This window comes from Flavobacteriales bacterium (assembly GCA_021296215.1).
Classification (GTDB): Bacteria; Bacteroidota; Bacteroidia; order Flavobacteriales; family ECT2AJA-044; genus ECT2AJA-044.
In genome coordinates this window covers 41,134-57,144 of sequence record JAGWBA010000014.1, presented here as the reverse complement: position 1 = coordinate 57,144, position 16,011 = coordinate 41,134, and the positions used below count along the sequence as shown (strand labels likewise).

General features: G+C 48.9%; 15 protein-coding genes and 1 other RNA gene. 4 read left to right on the top strand and 12 right to left on the bottom strand.

Annotation, left to right across the window (positions count from 1 at the left end):
* Positions 1 to 50: 50 nt before the first annotated feature.
* Entirely contained in the window at positions 51 to 413 is a 363-nt protein-coding gene (locus J4F31_04125) for a hypothetical protein (GenBank protein ID MCE2495758.1), read from the top strand.
* Between the two features lie 165 nt (positions 414 to 578).
* Positions 579 to 749 carry a hypothetical protein gene (locus J4F31_04120; protein ID MCE2495757.1) on the top strand — a complete coding sequence of 57 codons (171 nt, stop codon included), beginning with the start codon at positions 579 to 581 and terminating at the stop codon, positions 747 to 749.
* A 41-nt stretch (positions 750 to 790) separates the two neighbouring features.
* On the opposite strand, the gene ssrA is transcribed toward J4F31_04120, so the two are convergent.
* Positions 791 to 1,165, bottom strand: a transfer-messenger RNA (tmRNA) gene (gene ssrA, locus J4F31_04115).
* 106 nt (positions 1,166 to 1,271) lie between these two features.
* Here ssrA and J4F31_04110 point away from each other — a divergent pair.
* Positions 1,272 to 2,483 carry an alanine dehydrogenase gene (locus J4F31_04110; protein ID MCE2495756.1) on the top strand — a complete coding sequence of 404 codons (1,212 nt, stop codon included), beginning with the start codon at positions 1,272 to 1,274 and terminating at the stop codon, positions 2,481 to 2,483.
* A 171-nt stretch (positions 2,484 to 2,654) separates the two neighbouring features.
* Here the strand turns inward: J4F31_04110 and J4F31_04105 are convergent, their stop codons facing one another.
* The 9 genes from J4F31_04105 to J4F31_04065 all read right to left on the bottom strand — a co-directional run bounded on the left by J4F31_04105 (position 2,655) and on the right by J4F31_04065 (position 14,642).
* Positions 2,655 to 3,302 (bottom strand): ribulose-phosphate 3-epimerase, encoded by a 648-nt coding sequence (locus tag J4F31_04105; protein MCE2495755.1) that lies wholly within the window; start codon positions 3,300 to 3,302, stop codon positions 2,655 to 2,657.
* Between the two features lie 96 nt (positions 3,303 to 3,398).
* Positions 3,399 to 4,262: a sigma-70 family RNA polymerase sigma factor gene (locus J4F31_04100; protein ID MCE2495754.1), complete on the bottom strand. Its 864-nt coding sequence runs from the start codon at positions 4,260 to 4,262 to the stop codon at positions 3,399 to 3,401.
* Between the two features lie 83 nt (positions 4,263 to 4,345).
* Positions 4,346 to 6,502 (bottom strand): polyribonucleotide nucleotidyltransferase, encoded by a 2,157-nt coding sequence (locus tag J4F31_04095; GenBank protein ID MCE2495753.1) that lies wholly within the window; start codon positions 6,500 to 6,502, stop codon positions 4,346 to 4,348.
* Positions 6,503 to 6,671: 169 nt separating this feature from the next.
* The gene (rpsO, locus tag J4F31_04090) at positions 6,672 to 6,941 is read right to left on the bottom strand and encodes a 30S ribosomal protein S15 (protein ID MCE2495752.1); all 270 of its coding nucleotides are present in this window, start codon (positions 6,939 to 6,941) and stop codon (positions 6,672 to 6,674) included.
* Positions 6,942 to 7,038: 97 nt separating this feature from the next.
* Entirely contained in the window at positions 7,039 to 7,929 is an 891-nt protein-coding gene (locus J4F31_04085; protein ID MCE2495751.1) for a DUF4249 domain-containing protein, read from the bottom strand.
* A 147-nt stretch (positions 7,930 to 8,076) separates the two neighbouring features.
* On the bottom strand, positions 8,077 to 10,233 hold the full coding sequence (locus tag J4F31_04080) for a TonB-dependent receptor (protein MCE2495750.1): 2,157 nt from the start codon (positions 10,231 to 10,233) through the stop codon (positions 8,077 to 8,079).
* 168 nt (positions 10,234 to 10,401) lie between these two features.
* Complete coding sequence (locus tag J4F31_04075) at positions 10,402 to 11,244, bottom strand: acetyl-CoA carboxylase carboxyltransferase subunit beta (protein MCE2495749.1); 843 nt, start codon at positions 11,242 to 11,244, stop codon at positions 10,402 to 10,404.
* Between the two features lie 10 nt (positions 11,245 to 11,254).
* Positions 11,255 to 12,310 (bottom strand): class I fructose-bisphosphate aldolase, encoded by a 1,056-nt coding sequence (locus J4F31_04070; GenBank protein ID MCE2495748.1) that lies wholly within the window; start codon positions 12,308 to 12,310, stop codon positions 11,255 to 11,257.
* Between the two features lie 67 nt (positions 12,311 to 12,377).
* Positions 12,378 to 14,642: a BamA/TamA family outer membrane protein gene (locus J4F31_04065; protein ID MCE2495747.1), complete on the bottom strand. Its 2,265-nt coding sequence runs from the start codon at positions 14,640 to 14,642 to the stop codon at positions 12,378 to 12,380.
* A gap of 49 nt (positions 14,643 to 14,691) precedes the next feature.
* Here J4F31_04065 and J4F31_04060 point away from each other — a divergent pair, with 49 nt between their 5' ends.
* A complete protein-coding gene (locus J4F31_04060; protein MCE2495746.1) occupies positions 14,692 to 15,420 on the top strand; it encodes an RNA methyltransferase in 729 nt (242 codons plus the stop codon).
* Here the strand turns inward: J4F31_04060 and J4F31_04055 are convergent.
* Together J4F31_04055 and J4F31_04050 are read right to left on the bottom strand one after the other, a co-directional pair.
* Positions 15,417 to 15,677, bottom strand: coding sequence for an EamA family transporter (locus J4F31_04055; GenBank protein ID MCE2495745.1), 261 nt, complete (start codon positions 15,675 to 15,677; stop codon positions 15,417 to 15,419). The two genes, J4F31_04060 and J4F31_04055, sit on opposite strands and share 4 nt — an antisense overlap.
* Complete coding sequence (locus J4F31_04050) at positions 15,678 to 16,001, bottom strand: EamA family transporter (GenBank protein MCE2495744.1); 324 nt, start codon at positions 15,999 to 16,001, stop codon at positions 15,678 to 15,680.
* Positions 16,002 to 16,011: the final 10 nt, after the last annotated feature.

The window sequence follows — 16,011 nt, the reverse complement described above, 5'->3', positions numbered from 1 at the left end:
CTTGTAAGCCGGCTTTCGATATTTCTTGCTTTTTCATATCACTAAGTTAAGTGACACACTTTTCTGAACAGACTCAAAAGAAATCCAAAAAGATTGCACGTTGGCTATCTCATCTAGGCAAGCTTTACACAAAAGCTGACTTTTATACCAGACAGAAATTGATTTCATTACTACTTAAAGACAAGGCTGTTTTAGAGCCGTATCACTTCCATTATGCCGCTAGTACTCCTACAAAAATCATTTTCAATCTGGAACCTGTAACAAAAGATTCTTCCTCTAAAATCGAGAATCTTGAAGATCCGAATTTTAAGAAAATCTGGTCAGCAGAAAAAGCAGATGGACGTTTACTCGATTCCGAGCAATTGGTACGAATTATAGCTTTTTTGCGGGATTTTTACCGTTTAGTGACTTAATAGACGCATTTCATATTTTATTGAAAACGCAAGGTGTTGATTATAAGTATTTTATGAGGTTCGAACTCTATTGGGTCTTTTCCAAAAAAGATTAAAATTCATAAGAAAAGAGGCAAATACAAATTTGCCTCTTTTTATAATTCCCTTAAAAACAAGCCGTTGGGCATGGTTTTTAAGTTTTGGTATATTTTCGTACCTCGGTACGAAAGTGGAGCCGGCGGGGCTAGCGCTTTGTCGCTGCGCTCCTCGGGCGTGGTCGTGGGGGCGCGACAAATCAAAATGGAACCCGTTTCGGGGCTGCGCCCCATCAAGCAGAGCTTGGCTCAGGTCAAATGAAAAACCCGCTTACCTCTTCGGTAAACGGGTTCCATTTTGTTCTGTGGAGCTGGCGGGGCTCGAACCCGCGTCCAAACAAGTAACAGACATGCTTTCTACGCGCTTAGTCGCGTTTGATTTTTGAGAATGTGCCGGAAACCCGACGACCAACACATTCCTTAGTCTCTAAATTTTCGATCCGTGTCCGAAACGACTACACTTCTCTATCACCGTTTGTTATGATGATCCGGTGGGGTCCGCGTACGGTGCGAACGTAAGCCCCTGGATCAAAGACATCTAATACCTAGTATTAGGCTGCCAAAGCGTAATTAGTCTCGCCAATTACAAAAGTTGAGTCTTGATATTTACGAGCCAAATACCCAATGCTCGGCGTGCTTACATGACCACTATCTTGCTGTCAAAACCAAATCAGCCCCATTAAGTCAAAGATCGTTAAAAGTCGGCCCGCAAAGATACACCTTATTAGGAAGACGCTCAAGTAGTCAATATCTTTGCGGCCTTATTGTTCAGACCATGGAGAAGATTAAGATCGGCATCATCCGTGAAGGCAAGAATCCGCCCGACAAACGCGTACCTTTCACACCGGCGCAATGCCGCGCACTAAAAGACCAATATCCACAGCTCGATATCACCGTTCAACCTAGCAAGATTCGGTGCTTCCACGATGAAGAGTACGAGATCAAAGGTATTCGGGTCGATGAGGACTTGTCTGATTGCGAGTACTTGTTCGGCGTAAAGGAAGTTCCTGTCGATATGTTGATCCCGAACAAAACGTATTTCTTCTTCTCACACACCTTTAAAAAACAATCGTATAACCGCGATCTCCTCCGCGCCATTCTCGAAAAAAAGATACGGCTTGTAGACTACGAAGTGCTCACGGCAGCGAGTGGTAAACGCTTGGTCGGATTCGGGCGATACGCCGGAGTCGTGGGCGCTTATAATGCATTACTTGCCTACGGCAAAAAGACCAATCGATACGCTCTTGAACCCGCTCACGCTTGCGCTGACCGCCGCGAAATGGAAGGGGAACTTTCCAAAATATCGCTACCCAAACACTTTCGACTGGCCATGACCGGCGGTGGAAGAGTCGCCGGCGGAGGCATTGAAGTATTGAAGGCGGCCGGAATCCGGCAAGTCGCGTCACAAGAATTTATAGAGGGAAAATTCGACGACCCGGTATTCACTCAACTCCTCGTTCAAGACTACGTGAAACGCAAAGATGGAAAGTCCTTTAATAATAAGGAGTTCTACGAGAATCCAGCCGACTTCGAATCAAATTTCATGAATTACGCGGGTCGAATGGACGTGTATGTAGCCTGTCACTATTGGGACAGTCAAGTGCCGTTCATATTTACCCGAGACGATGCCCGCAACCCTATCTTTAATATTAGAGTAGTAGCAGACATCAGCTGTGATATCGATGGGCCTGTCGCAACCACTTTACGTCCTTCCACTATTGCCGATCCCCTGTACGGCTACGACCCTTATCTGGAGCGTGAAGTAGACTTCATGGCCAATAATGCAGTCGGAGTGATGGCCGTGGATAACCTGCCTTGCGAGCTTCCAAAGGATGCCTCCGAGGACTTCGGAAGTGAACTCATAAAGAATGTAGTTCCGGCTTTATTCGAGGAAGATCCTACCAATATCATTGGCCGTGCATCCGAAACGGACCTCAAAGGAAACTTGACCGAAGAGTTCAGTTACTTGGAAGATTACGTCTTAGGCAGCGAGTAGATGTTATTCGTGCCGTAGGCACTGGTTATTCGCCTTCGGCGAGTCTATTCGTTTCACGAGTCGGTTCGCTTTCAGCGAGTCAGTTGGTTGCACGAGATAGTGTTGATCATATGCCCTGTAGCTCATCGCCCCTCAGCCCATTGTTCTGACGCTCACTCTCAAAACTAAGAACTAAGGATTCTTCAGTTGTTCAATGGTGCTGATCGGATCACTCGACTTGAATACCGTTGATCCGGCAACGAGAACATCAGCACCTGCAGCGATCAACTTCGGAGCATTTTCGACGGTAACTCCACCGTCGATTTCGATCAGGCTAGGGGCGTTTCGCTCGTTGATCATCGCCTTGAGTGATCGCACCTTGTCGTAGGTCCGTTCAATGAATTTTTGTCCTCCGAAACCCGGATTCACACTCATCATACAAACCAAGTCGATGTCTTCGATCGTATCCTCCAATACACTGACCGGGGTGTGCGGGCTCAAGGCGACACCCGCTTGCATTCCGGCGTTTTTAATCGCTTGTAGTGTGCGGTGTAGGTGAGTACTTGCTTCGTAGTGCACGGTTAAAATTCCGGCACCTACTTTTTTGAAGTCCTCGATATAGCGCTCGGGCTGAACGATCATCAAATGAACGTCGAGCGGCTTTTGAGCGTGCTCGTGAATAGCGGCAATTACCGGGAGGCCAAAGCTGATGTTCGGTACAAATACCCCGTCCATCACATCGAGGTGGAACCAGTCGGCTTTGCTGTTATTCACCAGTTCGCAGTCGCGCTGCAAATTGGCAAAATCAGCTGCTAAAATTGAAGAAGCAACAATGGGCATATCGGTAGGTATTGATCGTGGGGCAAAGATAAGCTTCTTAAAAAAAGAAAAGCGCCGACCGGTGGGTCGACGCTTCGTCATTGTTTTAGCTGAGGATTACCCCAGATACGTTTTTAGGATTTTGGATCTGCTGGTGTGTTTCAAGCGACGAATCGCTTTTTCTTTGATCTGACGAACCCGCTCGCGCGTAAGGTCAAAGGTTTCTCCGATCTCTTCCAAGGTCATCGGGTGCTGACCGCTCAACCCGAAGTAAAGGCGAATAACATCGGCCTCACGGGGTGTAAGCGTTGTTAAAGAACGCTCGATCTCCGTGCGGAGCGACTCGTTCAACAAGTCAGCGTCCGGATTCGGGCTCTCTGCGCTTCGCAATACGTCGTACAAGTTGCTATCTTCACCATCGACCAACGGTGCGTCCATAGAAACGTGACGGCCACTGTTACGCATGCTCTCCTTAACGTCGTTTTCACTCATTTCGAGCATGTTCCCGATCTCCTCGGCACTGGGTTGGCGCTCGTGCTCTTGCTCGAGCTGGGCATACGCCTTGTTGATCTTGTTGATGGAACCGATCTTGTTCAATGGCAAGCGAACGATACGGCTCTGCTCGGCCAATGCTTGAAGGATCGATTGACGGATCCACCATACGGCGTAGGAAATGAATTTAAATCCACGAGTTTCGTCGAAACGCTGCGCCGCTTTGATCAAACCTAAGTTTCCTTCGTTGATCAAATCGGGTAGGGTAAGACCTTGGTTTTGGTATTGTTTTGCCACCGATACGACAAATCGCAGGTTGGCTTTGGTCAGTTTTTCGAGGGCTCGTTGATCACCTTGCTTGATCTTTCTGGCGAGTTCTACTTCTTCTTCCGCCGTGATCAAATCTACTTTTCCGATCTCTTGCAGGTATTTGTCTAACGACGCCGTCTCTCTGTTGGTTACCTGCTTGGTGATCTTTAGCTGTCTCATACGCTATTCCTCCGTTTGTTTAAAACGAACTACGCCTCCTTATACGAGAAAAGGAGGCGTAGGGTTACATTATTGCAAAAAAATTATCCTTCCTGCTCAGCTTTTTGTTCTCCGCCGTAGCTTTCGTTACGCTCTGGCTTAGGGAACAATACCTTGCGAGAAAGGCGCATTTTGCCGCGATCATCGATCTCGAGCAACTTCACTTTCACTTGGTCACCTTCTTTCAATACGTCTTCTACGTTATCGATACGTTTCCAGTCGATCTCAGAAATGTGGAGGAGTCCGTCCGTTTTAGGCCCGATCTCAACGAATGCTCCGTAAGGCTGAATAGCTTTAACGGTACCCATGTAGATCTCACCGACAACGGGTTCCCAACAAATGCTCTTGATTCGTGAAACCGCTTCGTCGATTCCGGCTTGGTCGATACCGAGGATCTCCACGATACCTTTGTTGTCGACCTCCTCGATGGTGATCGTAGTACCTGTCTCTTCTTGCATTCCTTGGATGATTTTTCCACCTGGTCCGATCACGCCACCGATGTAATCTTTGTTGATCTCGAGGATAACGATCTTCGGTGCATTTGGCTTCAGCTCGGTGCGTGGCTCAGAAATGGTTTCCATCATCTTGTTCAAGATGTGTGCGCGACCATCCTTAGCTTGGTGCAAAGCTTTAACCAAGATCTCGGCATCCAGGCCTTTGATCTTGATGTCCATCTGACAGGCCGTAATACCTTCGGTAGTTCCGGTTACTTTGAAGTCCATATCACCGAGGAAATCCTCATCACCCAAAATGTCGCTCAGTACTGCGTACTTAGCGCTTTCTTGATCGGTGATCAATCCCATTGCAATACCGCTAACAGGTCTAGTAATCTTGATACCGGCATCCATAAGGGCCATGGTTCCCGCACAAACGGTAGCCATAGAGCTCGATCCGTTCGATTCGAGAATCTCAGATACCAAACGAACCGTATATGGGTTATCGGCCGGAATCATTGGTTCCAACGCCCGTTGAGCTAAGTTACCGTGACCTACTTCACGACGGCTTGATCCGCGAATCGGACGCGCCTCTCCGGTACTAAACGGAGGGAAGTTGTAGTGCAGGTAAAAACGCTCAGAACCTTGGAAGGTTACGTTATCGATTCGATTTTCATCGAGTTTGGTTCCCAATGTCGCCGTGGTCAAAGACTGAGTTTCACCGCGAGTGAAAAGAGCGGACCCGTGTGCGCTTGGCAAGTAATCGATCTCTGTCCAGATAGGGCGAACTTCTGTGGTCTTTCGACCGTCCAAACGAATGCCTTCGTTCAAGACCATGTCGCGAACGGCTTTCTTTTCGGTCTCTTTCCAGTACTTACCGATCAATGCTCCTTTCTCTTCAAGCTCCTCTTCGCTGAACTGTGCTTTTAGCTCGTCTTTGATTTCACCGAATCCGACCGAACGATCGTGCTTAGGCAATGCCTGTTTTGCGATTGCGTAAACTTTGTCGTAGCAGAAATCAGCTACTTTCTTGCGAAGATCTTCGTCCTCAGTTTCCGGCTCGTACTCGCGTTTTTCGGTAGTTCCAACCTTTCCGGCAAGTTCGTCCATAGCCTCACACATGTTGATGATGGTCTTGTGTGCAAACATGATGGCATCGGCCATTTCTTCTTCCGAAACCTCTTTCATTTCACCTTCGACCATGACGATACTGTCTTTAGTACCACCTACCATGAGGTCGATGTCGGCTTTCTCGGTCTCCTCCTTGGATGGATTGATCACGAATTCGTCGTCGATACGCGCTACGCGCACCTCAGACATTGGTCCTTCCATGGGAATATCAGATACGGCGATCGCCGCTCCAGCTGCAAGTCCGGCCAATGCGTCGGGCTGAACTTCGCTATCGTGTGACATCAACTGGATCATTACCTGCGTCTCCGCGTGGTAATCTTTCGGGAAGAGTGGGCGCAAGGCGCGATCGACCAGTCGCATGATCAAAATTTCTTCATCTGACGGACGTCCTTCGCGTTTGAAGAATCCGCCAGGTACGCGACCTGCGGCCGCAAATTTTTCACGGTAATCTACCGTCAGCGGCAAAAAGTCTACGTCCGCTTGTTCGTAGTTCGATACAGCAGTTGCGAGCAACATGGTGTCGCCCATGCGTACCACAACAGATCCGTGGGCTTGCTTGGCGAGCACTCCGGTCTCGATGGTGATTTCCCTTCCGTCGGGAAGTGTGATGGATTGTTTGATTCCTTCAGGTCTCATGTGTGTAAATGTATGTGTGTAAAAATGTATGTGTATGCGCGTGAATAAAGGTCCCGGGCCGATTAGCTTTTTCTACCGAAACCCCAAAAGTGCCGGGAAGATACAGCTATATACGCGAAAAGACAATTCGTGTAAAATTGCCTTTTTCTTTCGCGTTATTTTCCTGTGCTTACTTACGTAAACCGAGATCCTTAACGATGGCGCGGTAACGCTCGATATCGATCTGCTTCAAGTAGTTCAACAACTTGCGTCGCTTACCTACCATAATGATCAGTGAACGTTGTGTATTGTAGTCCTTGCGGTTGCTTTTCAAATGCTCCGTCAAGGCACTAATGCGCTTCGTGAACACGGCAATCTGTGCTTCGGTGTTTCCTGTGTCACCTTCGCCCTTACCGTATTTGGCGTAAATTTCTTTCTTTTCTTCCGGCGTAATCGTCATAAAACTACAGAGATAGAGTTTTTTTTACTATACTTCTATTTCAAGCCGCAAATGTACAAACTAAATTTCATAAATCGGTAATACCGTGCCCAATTCTTTAAATCTCCACGCGTTGCATACCGGGATTCAGGCTACCTACGCAGCCCATTCCGTTTTCCACATTGTTATGAATTAGAACGGGTTGCGCAAACGGATCACCGTTGTTCCATTGCTGAAGCAAGCTGCTGTAGCGGAACAAATAGTAGTCACGAGTAAGCGACTTGAGCCGTACGCGGATATGCGTTTTGTCTTGAACGGTCCACCAGTCGGCATACATCTTGACACGGAACCGATACGTGCCATCTGCAAAATGCTCGTCCGTGAAATACGCCTCCCCGTCGAAATACTCATTCGGATCGGTGGGGTCGTAGTACGATTCGGGCGTTTGTAAAAATGGATCAGTCGACGCGAACCAAATGGGCTCCGGAGAAGTTCCGCCGGCCTGCGATTCCCAAATGAGATCCAGCACGAAGTAATCTTCACCGGGATCGTCCTGTACTTCGATCTCCAATATCCATTCAATGCTCGAAGTATCGACCAGTGTCGCCGTGAAAGTGGGCTCGCTTTCCGGCATCCGAGTGAATGATCGAACCCCCTCGAGCTCCGGATGCTCCACTTCGAAACGGTACGATGCTCCCGCCTCGACCGTCTCGAATAGGTAGTAATTCCCATTGTTATTCACCAGGTCCTCCTGCATTTCTCCGGCAAAAACTCCGTCCTTATACACTTTAATGGTTGCGCCCTCAACGGGCGGATAGTCACCTCCGTTCGTATTTATGAGGATGTTCTGGCTTTTCGTCAACTCCACCTGTAGAAGCTCGCCCGGGTATAAAAAGGAGTACATGACGATGCGCGTACGCGCATTCTCAGGATCAAAAGGGATTTCTTTTTCACATCCGGCCGTTGAGGCCGCAATCAGAAGAATGAGAAGGTAAGTGATCTTTTTCATGGGTCAGAATTTCAGGTTGTAACTGACGTACGGCATGAGCGGGAACAGGCTGACCTGGTACAGTTCGTTGGTGTCGTCGTTGTTTTTATCGGCAAAGTAGAGATAGAATGGATTTTGTCGGTTGTAAAGGTTATACACGCCGAAGCTTTAAGTGCGCAAGGCGCCATTGTCGTAGTACTTTCTGGTGTTGTAGCTGATGTCGAGCCGGTGATAGGCGGGCATTCGGAAGCCGTTGCGCTCGTCGTAGAAGTTGAGGTCGCCCCGGTATCCGTAGGGGTTATTGTCGAACGGTTCATCGGGCGAACCGAATGTGGCAATGGGTAAACTAACGGCGTTTCCTGTTCCGTAGACCCAGACCAATCCGATGTCCTTGAGTTCGTTGAATTCATAGGTTCCGGCAAAACTGATATCGTGTCGACGGTCGAATCGACAGGGGAAGGGATCGCCGCCGTTGAGGTTGTCGAACTGTCTCCAGCTCCAGCTCAAAGTGTAGCCCAGCCATCCTGTGAACTTGCCGAATTTCCTTTGGATAAAGAGCTCTACTCCATAGGCCGTACCGTCTCCGACTTCGATCTGCTCCTCCCAATCGGCACCGGAGGCAAAACTTGCGCCGTCCTTGTACTCAATGACGTTCTGCATCTCTTTGTAATATCCTTCGAGGGAAACCTCGAATTCATTGTTGAAGGTATAGGCGAAACCAGCGGCAAACTGCTGACTGAACCGGGGCTTTACCCGCTCGGTCGAGGGTAGCCAAAGATCGGTCGGCAACCCTATGCCGGCATTACTGAGCAAGTGGATATACTGTGCCATTTGAGCGTAACTGGCCTTGAAAGAAAGGGCATCGGTGATCAGATATCGACCCGATATTCGCGGTTGCAAACTCGTGTAATGCTCTCCTTGGGTCGTGAAACCGGAGAAGTGCAATCCGACATTTGCCTTGAGTCTTTTCGATAGTTCCCGGTCATCCTCGGCGTACAGGAAATACTCATTCGCAAAGATGCTGTTGCCGCCGGTTTCCACGCTTTGTTTCTCGGATCCTTCCTTGGCTTGAAAAAGGTTTACGCCCGGATTAAAAGCGTGGTATTTGAAGTCGGCCCCAACGCGTATGTAGTGATTCGTATTCGGGATGAAATCGAGATCGTACTTCGCCGCCCAGTCCCGAATGCCCGAAGAGTATTCGTAGGCGTATTCGAATTGCTCGCCATCGTCGGTCCATTTTTCCTCATAGCCAACAGCCATTTCGTAATTGGAGTAGGTGAGGGTAACATTAGAAAAAAGGCGGTCGGTGACTTGCCAGTTCCATCGAAGGGCGCTAGTGAGGTTGCCCCATTGAAGTCCGGCTTTAAAGATGTCGCCGTCGCCATCATTTTGGTTGTTGTAGGCCCGATCTTTTCCAAAATAGACACCGGCGAAGATGCGGTTTTCCCGATCGATCTTGTGGTTCACCTTCGCGTTTACATCGTGAAAAAAGTATCCGGCCGAAACATCTTCTACCGCAATGAGTACGGGCTGGATCAAAGCATCGATGTAAGTCCGGCGTGCAGAGATCATGTATGACGTTGTATCTCGCTTGATCGGGCCTTGCACTGCGATCTTCGTTGCAATGAATCCAACGCTCAGGTCTCCTTCAAATTCGCGCATGTTTCCCTCTTTCATTCGCACATCGATCACCGAAGACAGCCGTCCTCCGTATCGGGCAGGGAAACCGCTCTTCATGATCGACACGTTGCTGATAGCATCCGGATTGAACACGCTGAAGAATCCAAAGAGGTGGTTGGCGTTGTACACGGGAACTCCGTCCAACAAGATCAAGTTCTGATCGGGGCTTCCCCCGCGCACAAAAAGTCCGCCGGTACCTTCATTACCGCTCTGAATTCCGGGAAGCAATTGAGCCGTTTTCAATATGTCCCGTTCTCCCATGAATACCGGAAGCTTGTTTACGGCCTCCATCGGTAGGTCGATCGTGCTCATTTGGGTCTGCTCTTGAATCTGCGTCGTTACTTTCTCGACCAACTCCACCTCCATGAGCTCCATGCCCTTGAGTGAAACATCGATGCGGACATCCTTATTCAATTCTACCTCCACTGCATAGGGCTCGTAGCCTACAAAGGAGTACACGATCTCGTATATTCCCGCCGGAAGGGAAAGGCTGTAAAACCCATAAGTATTGGTTGTGGTGCCTTTTTCGAGGCCGGGCTCAAAAACACCGGCGCCTATCATGGTCTCCCCGCTATAGGAGTCAGTAACGGTTCCGCTGATCGTGAATCGCTGTTGAGCGATCGACGCGATCGAAAAGAGGATCAAAGCGATCGATAGAGCTTAGTGTTTCATTTATATGCTCGACTTTATGTAAGTTTCATAACGCTGAGTCCGCTTCTTTCTTACTATACGTGTAGGAGTTCGTTGTGGTTAGCCACAAAAAAACCGGAGTCTTTAGCGGACTCCAGGTTGGTTTCAAGAACTGTGCCTTAATTAGTTGGCTAACAGCTTTAAGAATTGTGAAAGCTTCTTTTTCAGCTCTTTACGGTTAACAATGAAGTCTAAAAATCCGTGTTCCAATACGAATTCTGAGGTTTGGAACCCATCCGGCAAATCTTTTCCGATGGTTTCACGTACAATGCGTGGGCCTGCAAATCCGATCAAAGCACCGGGCTCCGCTATGTTGATATCACCAAGCATAGCGTACGATGCGGTTACTCCACCCGTCGTTGGATCGGTCAAAAGGCTAATGTAAGGAACACCGGCCTCGTCGAGTTCGGCTAGCTTCGCAGAAGTCTTGGCCAACTGCATGAGCGAGAACGCCGCTTCCATCATTCGGGCTCCGCCCGATTTGCTGATCATCAGGAACGGGATCTCGTTTTTAATGCTGTGGTCGATAGCCTTGGCGATCTTCTCACCCACTACTGATCCCATTGATCCGCCAATAAAGCTAAAGTCCATAGAGCCGATCACGATATCGTGTCCATCGAGCTTCCCAACTGCGATCCTTACGGCATCGTTGAGTTTGGTCTTTTCGATGGTGGCCTTGAGTCGATCCTTGTACTTCTTTGTATCTACGAAACTCAATGGATCGGCAGACTTCATGTCTTTATCCAGCTCTTCGTAATTGCCCTCGTCAAAGAGTATTTGAAAATACTCGTTCGATCCAATCCGTACGTGGTACCCGTCTTCGGGCGACACATACAAGTTGGCCTTTAGTTCATCCGTGTCGATGATCTTGCCACTTGGAGTCTTGTACCACAAGCCTTTGGGCGTGTCCTTCTTTTCTTGGGTCGGGGTGGTGATTCCCTTTTCTTTCCTTTGAAACCAAGTCATAAACTAGGGTTTAAGCGATGGTGATTTCGTTGGCAAGGTAAACATCCTGAACCGTGTTCAAAAGTTTCACTCCTTCGTCCATCGGACGTTGGAATGCTTTACGGCCCAAAATTAGTCCCTGACCGCCGGCGCGTTTGTTAATTACAGCGGTCACCACAGCGTCTTGCATGTCATTGCTGCCAGAGCCTCCGCCCGAATTGATGAGACCTTGACGCCCCATGTAGCAATTGGCCACTTGATAGCGCGTAAGGTCGATCGGGTGATCAGAGGTTAGCTCCGAGTATACCTTTGGATGAGTCTTACCGAACTTCACGGCATTGAAACCTCCATTGGTGGTGGGGAGCTTTTGCTTGATGATATCGGCTTGAATGGTCACTCCAATGTGGTTGGCCTGACTTTGTAGGTCAGCCGCAGTATGATAATCTTCATCTGCCGTTTTAAAGGCGGCGTTTCTCGTATAACACCAGAGAATAGTGGCCATTCCTAAATCATGTACGCGTTCAAAGGCAGCTGCCACTTCTTGAAGCTGCCGGTCCATTTCCGGAGCACCGAAGTAAATGGTTGCACCAACAGCAACGGCACCCATGTTCCAGGCTTCTTCGACACTACCGTACATGATTTGATCCGTGGTGTTCGGATAGCTCAATAACTCGTTGTGGTTGATCTTTACGATGAATGGAATTTTGTGGGCATACTTTCGAGAAACGCTCGCCAAGACTCCAAAAGTTGATGCCACACCGTTACAGCCGGCTTCAATGGCCAGTTTTACAATGTTCTCAGGATCGAAGTAAATGGGGTTAGGTGCGAACGATGCACCGGCAGAATGCTCAATTCCTTGATCTACGGGCAGAATACTCAAATATCCGCTGCCGCCAAGTCTACCGTGATCGTACAGTGATTGAAGACTTCGCATGGTCTGATTCGAGCGATTTCCACTCGTGAAAATTCGGTCGACAAAATCCGCTCCCGGTTGGTGTAAGTGGTCTTTGGAGATAGTTTTGGACTCGTGCTCAAGCAAATAATCGGCTTGATCGGCCAAGATAGAGGCAATGTTATCGAAAGCCATTTTATGAAGGTTTAAGTTCGTTCGTCAGGTTGTTCCAATGGTACGCAATATAGCAATTGGAGGCTTTTTAGAAGGGGTATCCGATTCCGAAGTTCCAAACAGCTCTGCCGAATCGAAGCTGATCCCAGGTCCAGTAGTTGCCATTCGGCCGTGAGGGCTGCCCGATCTTGAATCCGGCGTCCAATCGAAAAACGAAAAACCCAAAATCGTACCGCAATCCCGCTCCCGCACCAATGGCGAGCTCCTCGTAGAATCGATCGAATCGGAATGCGGTGTTATACCGGTCTTCGATGGGATCCAAGGTCCATATGTTTCCTACGTCGGCAAAAAGCGCCCCATTTAAATCTCCCAGAATCGAAAAGCGATATTCGTAGGTCGCCATGATCTTGATATCTCCGGTGTTCACATCGAACCCCGTTGTATCGCCTCCGGGTCCAAGTGTATACGCCACCCATCCGCGGTTGTCGTTGGCACCACCCGCAAAGAACTGTTTCTCGAAAGGAACCACGCTGCTGTTGCCATATGGCAGGGCAATGCCACCATTGATCCTGAACTCGAATCGCCGCGAATCCAATACGGGTTGATAATGCCGAAAATCGAGGTCCACTTTTACGTATTGAGCAAAGGGGTTTCCGAATAATTCGTACTGCCCATCCTCATTTGGTGTCCATGACGACGCCCGGGCTATACCATTGAATATGTTTCCGGCCAATTCAATATGACCTCTGAAAAATTGATAATCGCGCCTAGGAGCTGTTAGGCTTTGGTCGTTGTACAGGAAGGTGTAACCAATGGTCGGAATAAAGGCGTCTTGGAAACCTGTTCTGATCCGGTTTCCATCGATGTTACTGGAATCCCGGATCTCAGTCAGTTTTACGAAATTAAAATCCGCCAATTCGAATTTATGACGCTTGGCCACACTCTCATCAAAGGTGTAGTGTAAGCCAAAATTCAAAATGGAGCGATTGAAATCGACCCGTATTTGCTGATTGTAACTGGCGTTGATATCGGTTTGAGGCTGATAGCGCTTGGGCATCCAACCCTCAGTGTCGAAAGGGAGCAAGAAGTAGGGAAGGTGCAAGGTTGTACCTACTCCGTATTGGATGGTATTGAATACCCCACTGGCATCAGAGCTCACCTGCTGTGCTTCCAAAGCACCGTTCAACCTCACTTCGAGGATTTGGCCTCCGTGAAAAATGTTTCGATTGCGATAGAAGATGGATCCACCCGCACCAAAGTTTCCAGAAGTATGTGTTCCCTCGAGTTCGAGACCGAGCGATTGTTTCTTGAATGGACTCAGGAGTACATAGGCGTCGAGCCAGTGACTCGCACTATCACCCTCAACGGGAACAAAATCCACATTCACACCGGCAAAGACCTTGAGGTTGATCAGGTGGTGATAACTGCGTGTAACGTCCGATTGCTTGTATCGATCACCCGGTTCTATCAGTATCGCATCGGTAGCTAATCGGGGCCTAAAACTCAATTCATCGTTGAAGAAGAAACGGTAACCCAAATACGTAGACAAGGTGTCGCCAAAGTCTTTATTGGGGTCGTAGCGATAAACTATGTTGACATCGCGAAGGTTAAATCGAGTGTGTTCGAAATAACGAATGGAGTCGCCCTCCTGAACGGGCTTGTTCTCAATGCCCATGGTGATGTCCACGAAGTTACCGGGGAGTGCACTATCGATCTCGAAATAGATGAACTCTTTGGAAAAATCGTAAAAGCCTCGCTCGCGAAAAAGTTCGGTTAATCTGCCGCGCTCCTGATCCAGCACTTTGGCATTGTATTGATCCCAGGACTTAAAGCCCAGTTGATTCATTTGCGCCGTAACGACCTCTTCGAGCTCGGGCGAATTCATTTGATAATCGATATTCCGTATGAAGTAAGGTTTCTTTTTCTTCACGGTGAAGTACACCTTGGCCCGCTTCCGATCATTGCACTCGACCTTGTAATCGGCTACGGCATCGAAATACCCCTTGTTAAAATAGTAGCGACTGAGCTGCTCTGAACTTTTTCTCAGGTTGGTGGAGTCGATCACGGCCGGACCGTCACCAAGGCCAGAAACCCAATGGCCAAAGCCCTTTTCCGCTTCGGGATCCCCCGCATTGTACAGCAACAAGTACAAAGGAACACCCAGCAATCGGCGATTCGGCGTAATACGCAAATAGCTGTATTCTTTTCCACTTCTCAATCGCGTGCTGTCGACCGTTACCTCATTCGTCATGAGCATGTGCTCATCGTCATCGACGTACTTGGTCACCTTGCACGACGAAAGTACAAGGGTGCTCCCAATCAAGAGGCATACGAGTCGAAAGAGCTTGTTCAAGTGCACGGTTTCTATTTGCTAACTTCGCAAAATTATCATTCTTCGCTGCATGCTCACACGCGCTCAAAAGAAATACCTGCGTTCCCTGCAACTAAAGAAATTCAGGCAGCGGTTCGGAAAATTCGTCGCCGAAACACCCAAGGTCGTGGAAGAGCTAATGAATTCTCCACTTCGGATTGACGAAATCTTTGCTCTCACTAGTTACGAACTCAAAAAGCAGGCCGCAACGCTCGTTTCTGACAAAGACCTCGAAATGATCAGCGGACTCAAAGTGCCGAATCAAGTTCTCGCGGTGGTGCAAATCCCGCCGCAGGCGGAAATCGAATGGAACGTCCCCATGATCCTCGCGCTTGACGGGGTGCGCGATCCGGGAAATCTTGGCACCATTTTACGACTGGCCGAATGGTTTGGTTTGCGACAGGTGATCCTGAGCTCCGATTGTGCTGAGCCGTGGAACCCCAAGGTGGTGCAAAGCGCAATGGGCAGCCTCTTCCGCATGCAACTTATCGAGCGAGCAATACCCGATTTCCTCGATGAAGCCAAGGCTCGTTCTTTTGCGACCGTTGGCGCCGAAATGGACGGCGCAAAAGTGGCGCAGTTCACCGTGCCGGATCACACGGTGTTGGTGATGGGTTCAGAATCTCACGGCCTACGGCCCGATGTGCAAACACGCGTATCGCACCGAGTTAAGATTCCAAAGGTTGATCCGAATGCACCGATCGACAGCCTGAATGTCGGGGTTGCGGCCGGAATCCTGCTCTCGCATTTGACCCGTTAAACGGTCTTTTTCTTGGTCAAGACGTTGGCCAGTACTCCCGACAAGATCAAGATAATTCCGAAAATGGATTGCCGGGTGTAGGTTTCGCCGAAAATGAAGAAGCCGTAGAGCAAAGCGTAGATCGCTCCCAGGTATTTCAACGAGGTCACCTTATTCGCAGCATCGGCCTGCAAGGCCTTGGTCGTATTCACCTGCCCGATTTGAGTAAAGACTCCCATGCCCAACAGAATGAGCCAATCCCAGCCAGTCGGCGTCACTCAGTTGAAAATGCTCAATACCGCCATGATGGGCGTGGCGATCAAGGGAAAGTAAAACACCACCACAACGGGATGATCCGTCCCTCGAACCTTGCGAATGGCATTGTAGGCCAATCCGGCGAAAAAGGCGCTTCCCAAGCCCAACATCATGTACAACAAGTTGATTCCGGGGTCGAAACGCTTTAATACCACGACACCGGCGATCGACAGGCCGAAGAACAGCCATTGAATACTGGCCATGCGTTCCTTCAAAATGAAAATGGCGAAGATCGAGGTGAACAGGGGCGACAAGTACTGAATCGTTACTGCCGAGGCCAACGGCATGTTTTGTAAA

Excerpts from the sequence above, each read along its gene's own strand:
- J4F31_04120 (MCE2495757.1), top strand. The coding sequence starts at position 579 with ATGGTTTTTAAGTTTTGGTATATTTTCGTACCTCGGTACGAAAGTGGA.
- J4F31_04105 (MCE2495755.1), bottom strand. The coding sequence starts at position 3,302 with ATGCCCATTGTTGCTTCTTCAATTTTAGCAGCTGATTTTGCCAATTTG.
- J4F31_04100 (MCE2495754.1), bottom strand. The coding sequence starts at position 4,262 with ATGAGACAGCTAAAGATCACCAAGCAGGTAACCAACAGAGAGACGGCG.
- J4F31_04095 (MCE2495753.1), bottom strand. The coding sequence starts at position 6,502 with ATGAGACCTGAAGGAATCAAACAATCCATCACACTTCCCGACGGAAGG.
- rpsO (MCE2495752.1), bottom strand. The coding sequence starts at position 6,941 with ATGACGATTACGCCGGAAGAAAAGAAAGAAATTTACGCCAAATACGGT.
- J4F31_04085 (MCE2495751.1), bottom strand. The coding sequence starts at position 7,929 with ATGAAAAAGATCACTTACCTTCTCATTCTTCTGATTGCGGCCTCAACG.
- J4F31_04075 (MCE2495749.1), bottom strand. The coding sequence starts at position 11,244 with ATGACTTGGTTTCAAAGGAAAGAAAAGGGAATCACCACCCCGACCCAA.
- J4F31_04070 (MCE2495748.1), bottom strand. The coding sequence starts at position 12,310 with ATGGCTTTCGATAACATTGCCTCTATCTTGGCCGATCAAGCCGATTAT.
- J4F31_04060 (MCE2495746.1), top strand. The coding sequence starts at position 14,692 with ATGCTCACACGCGCTCAAAAGAAATACCTGCGTTCCCTGCAACTAAAG.
- J4F31_04050 (MCE2495744.1), bottom strand. The coding sequence starts at position 16,001 with ATGCCGTTGGCCTCGGCAGTAACGATTCAGTACTTGTCGCCCCTGTTC.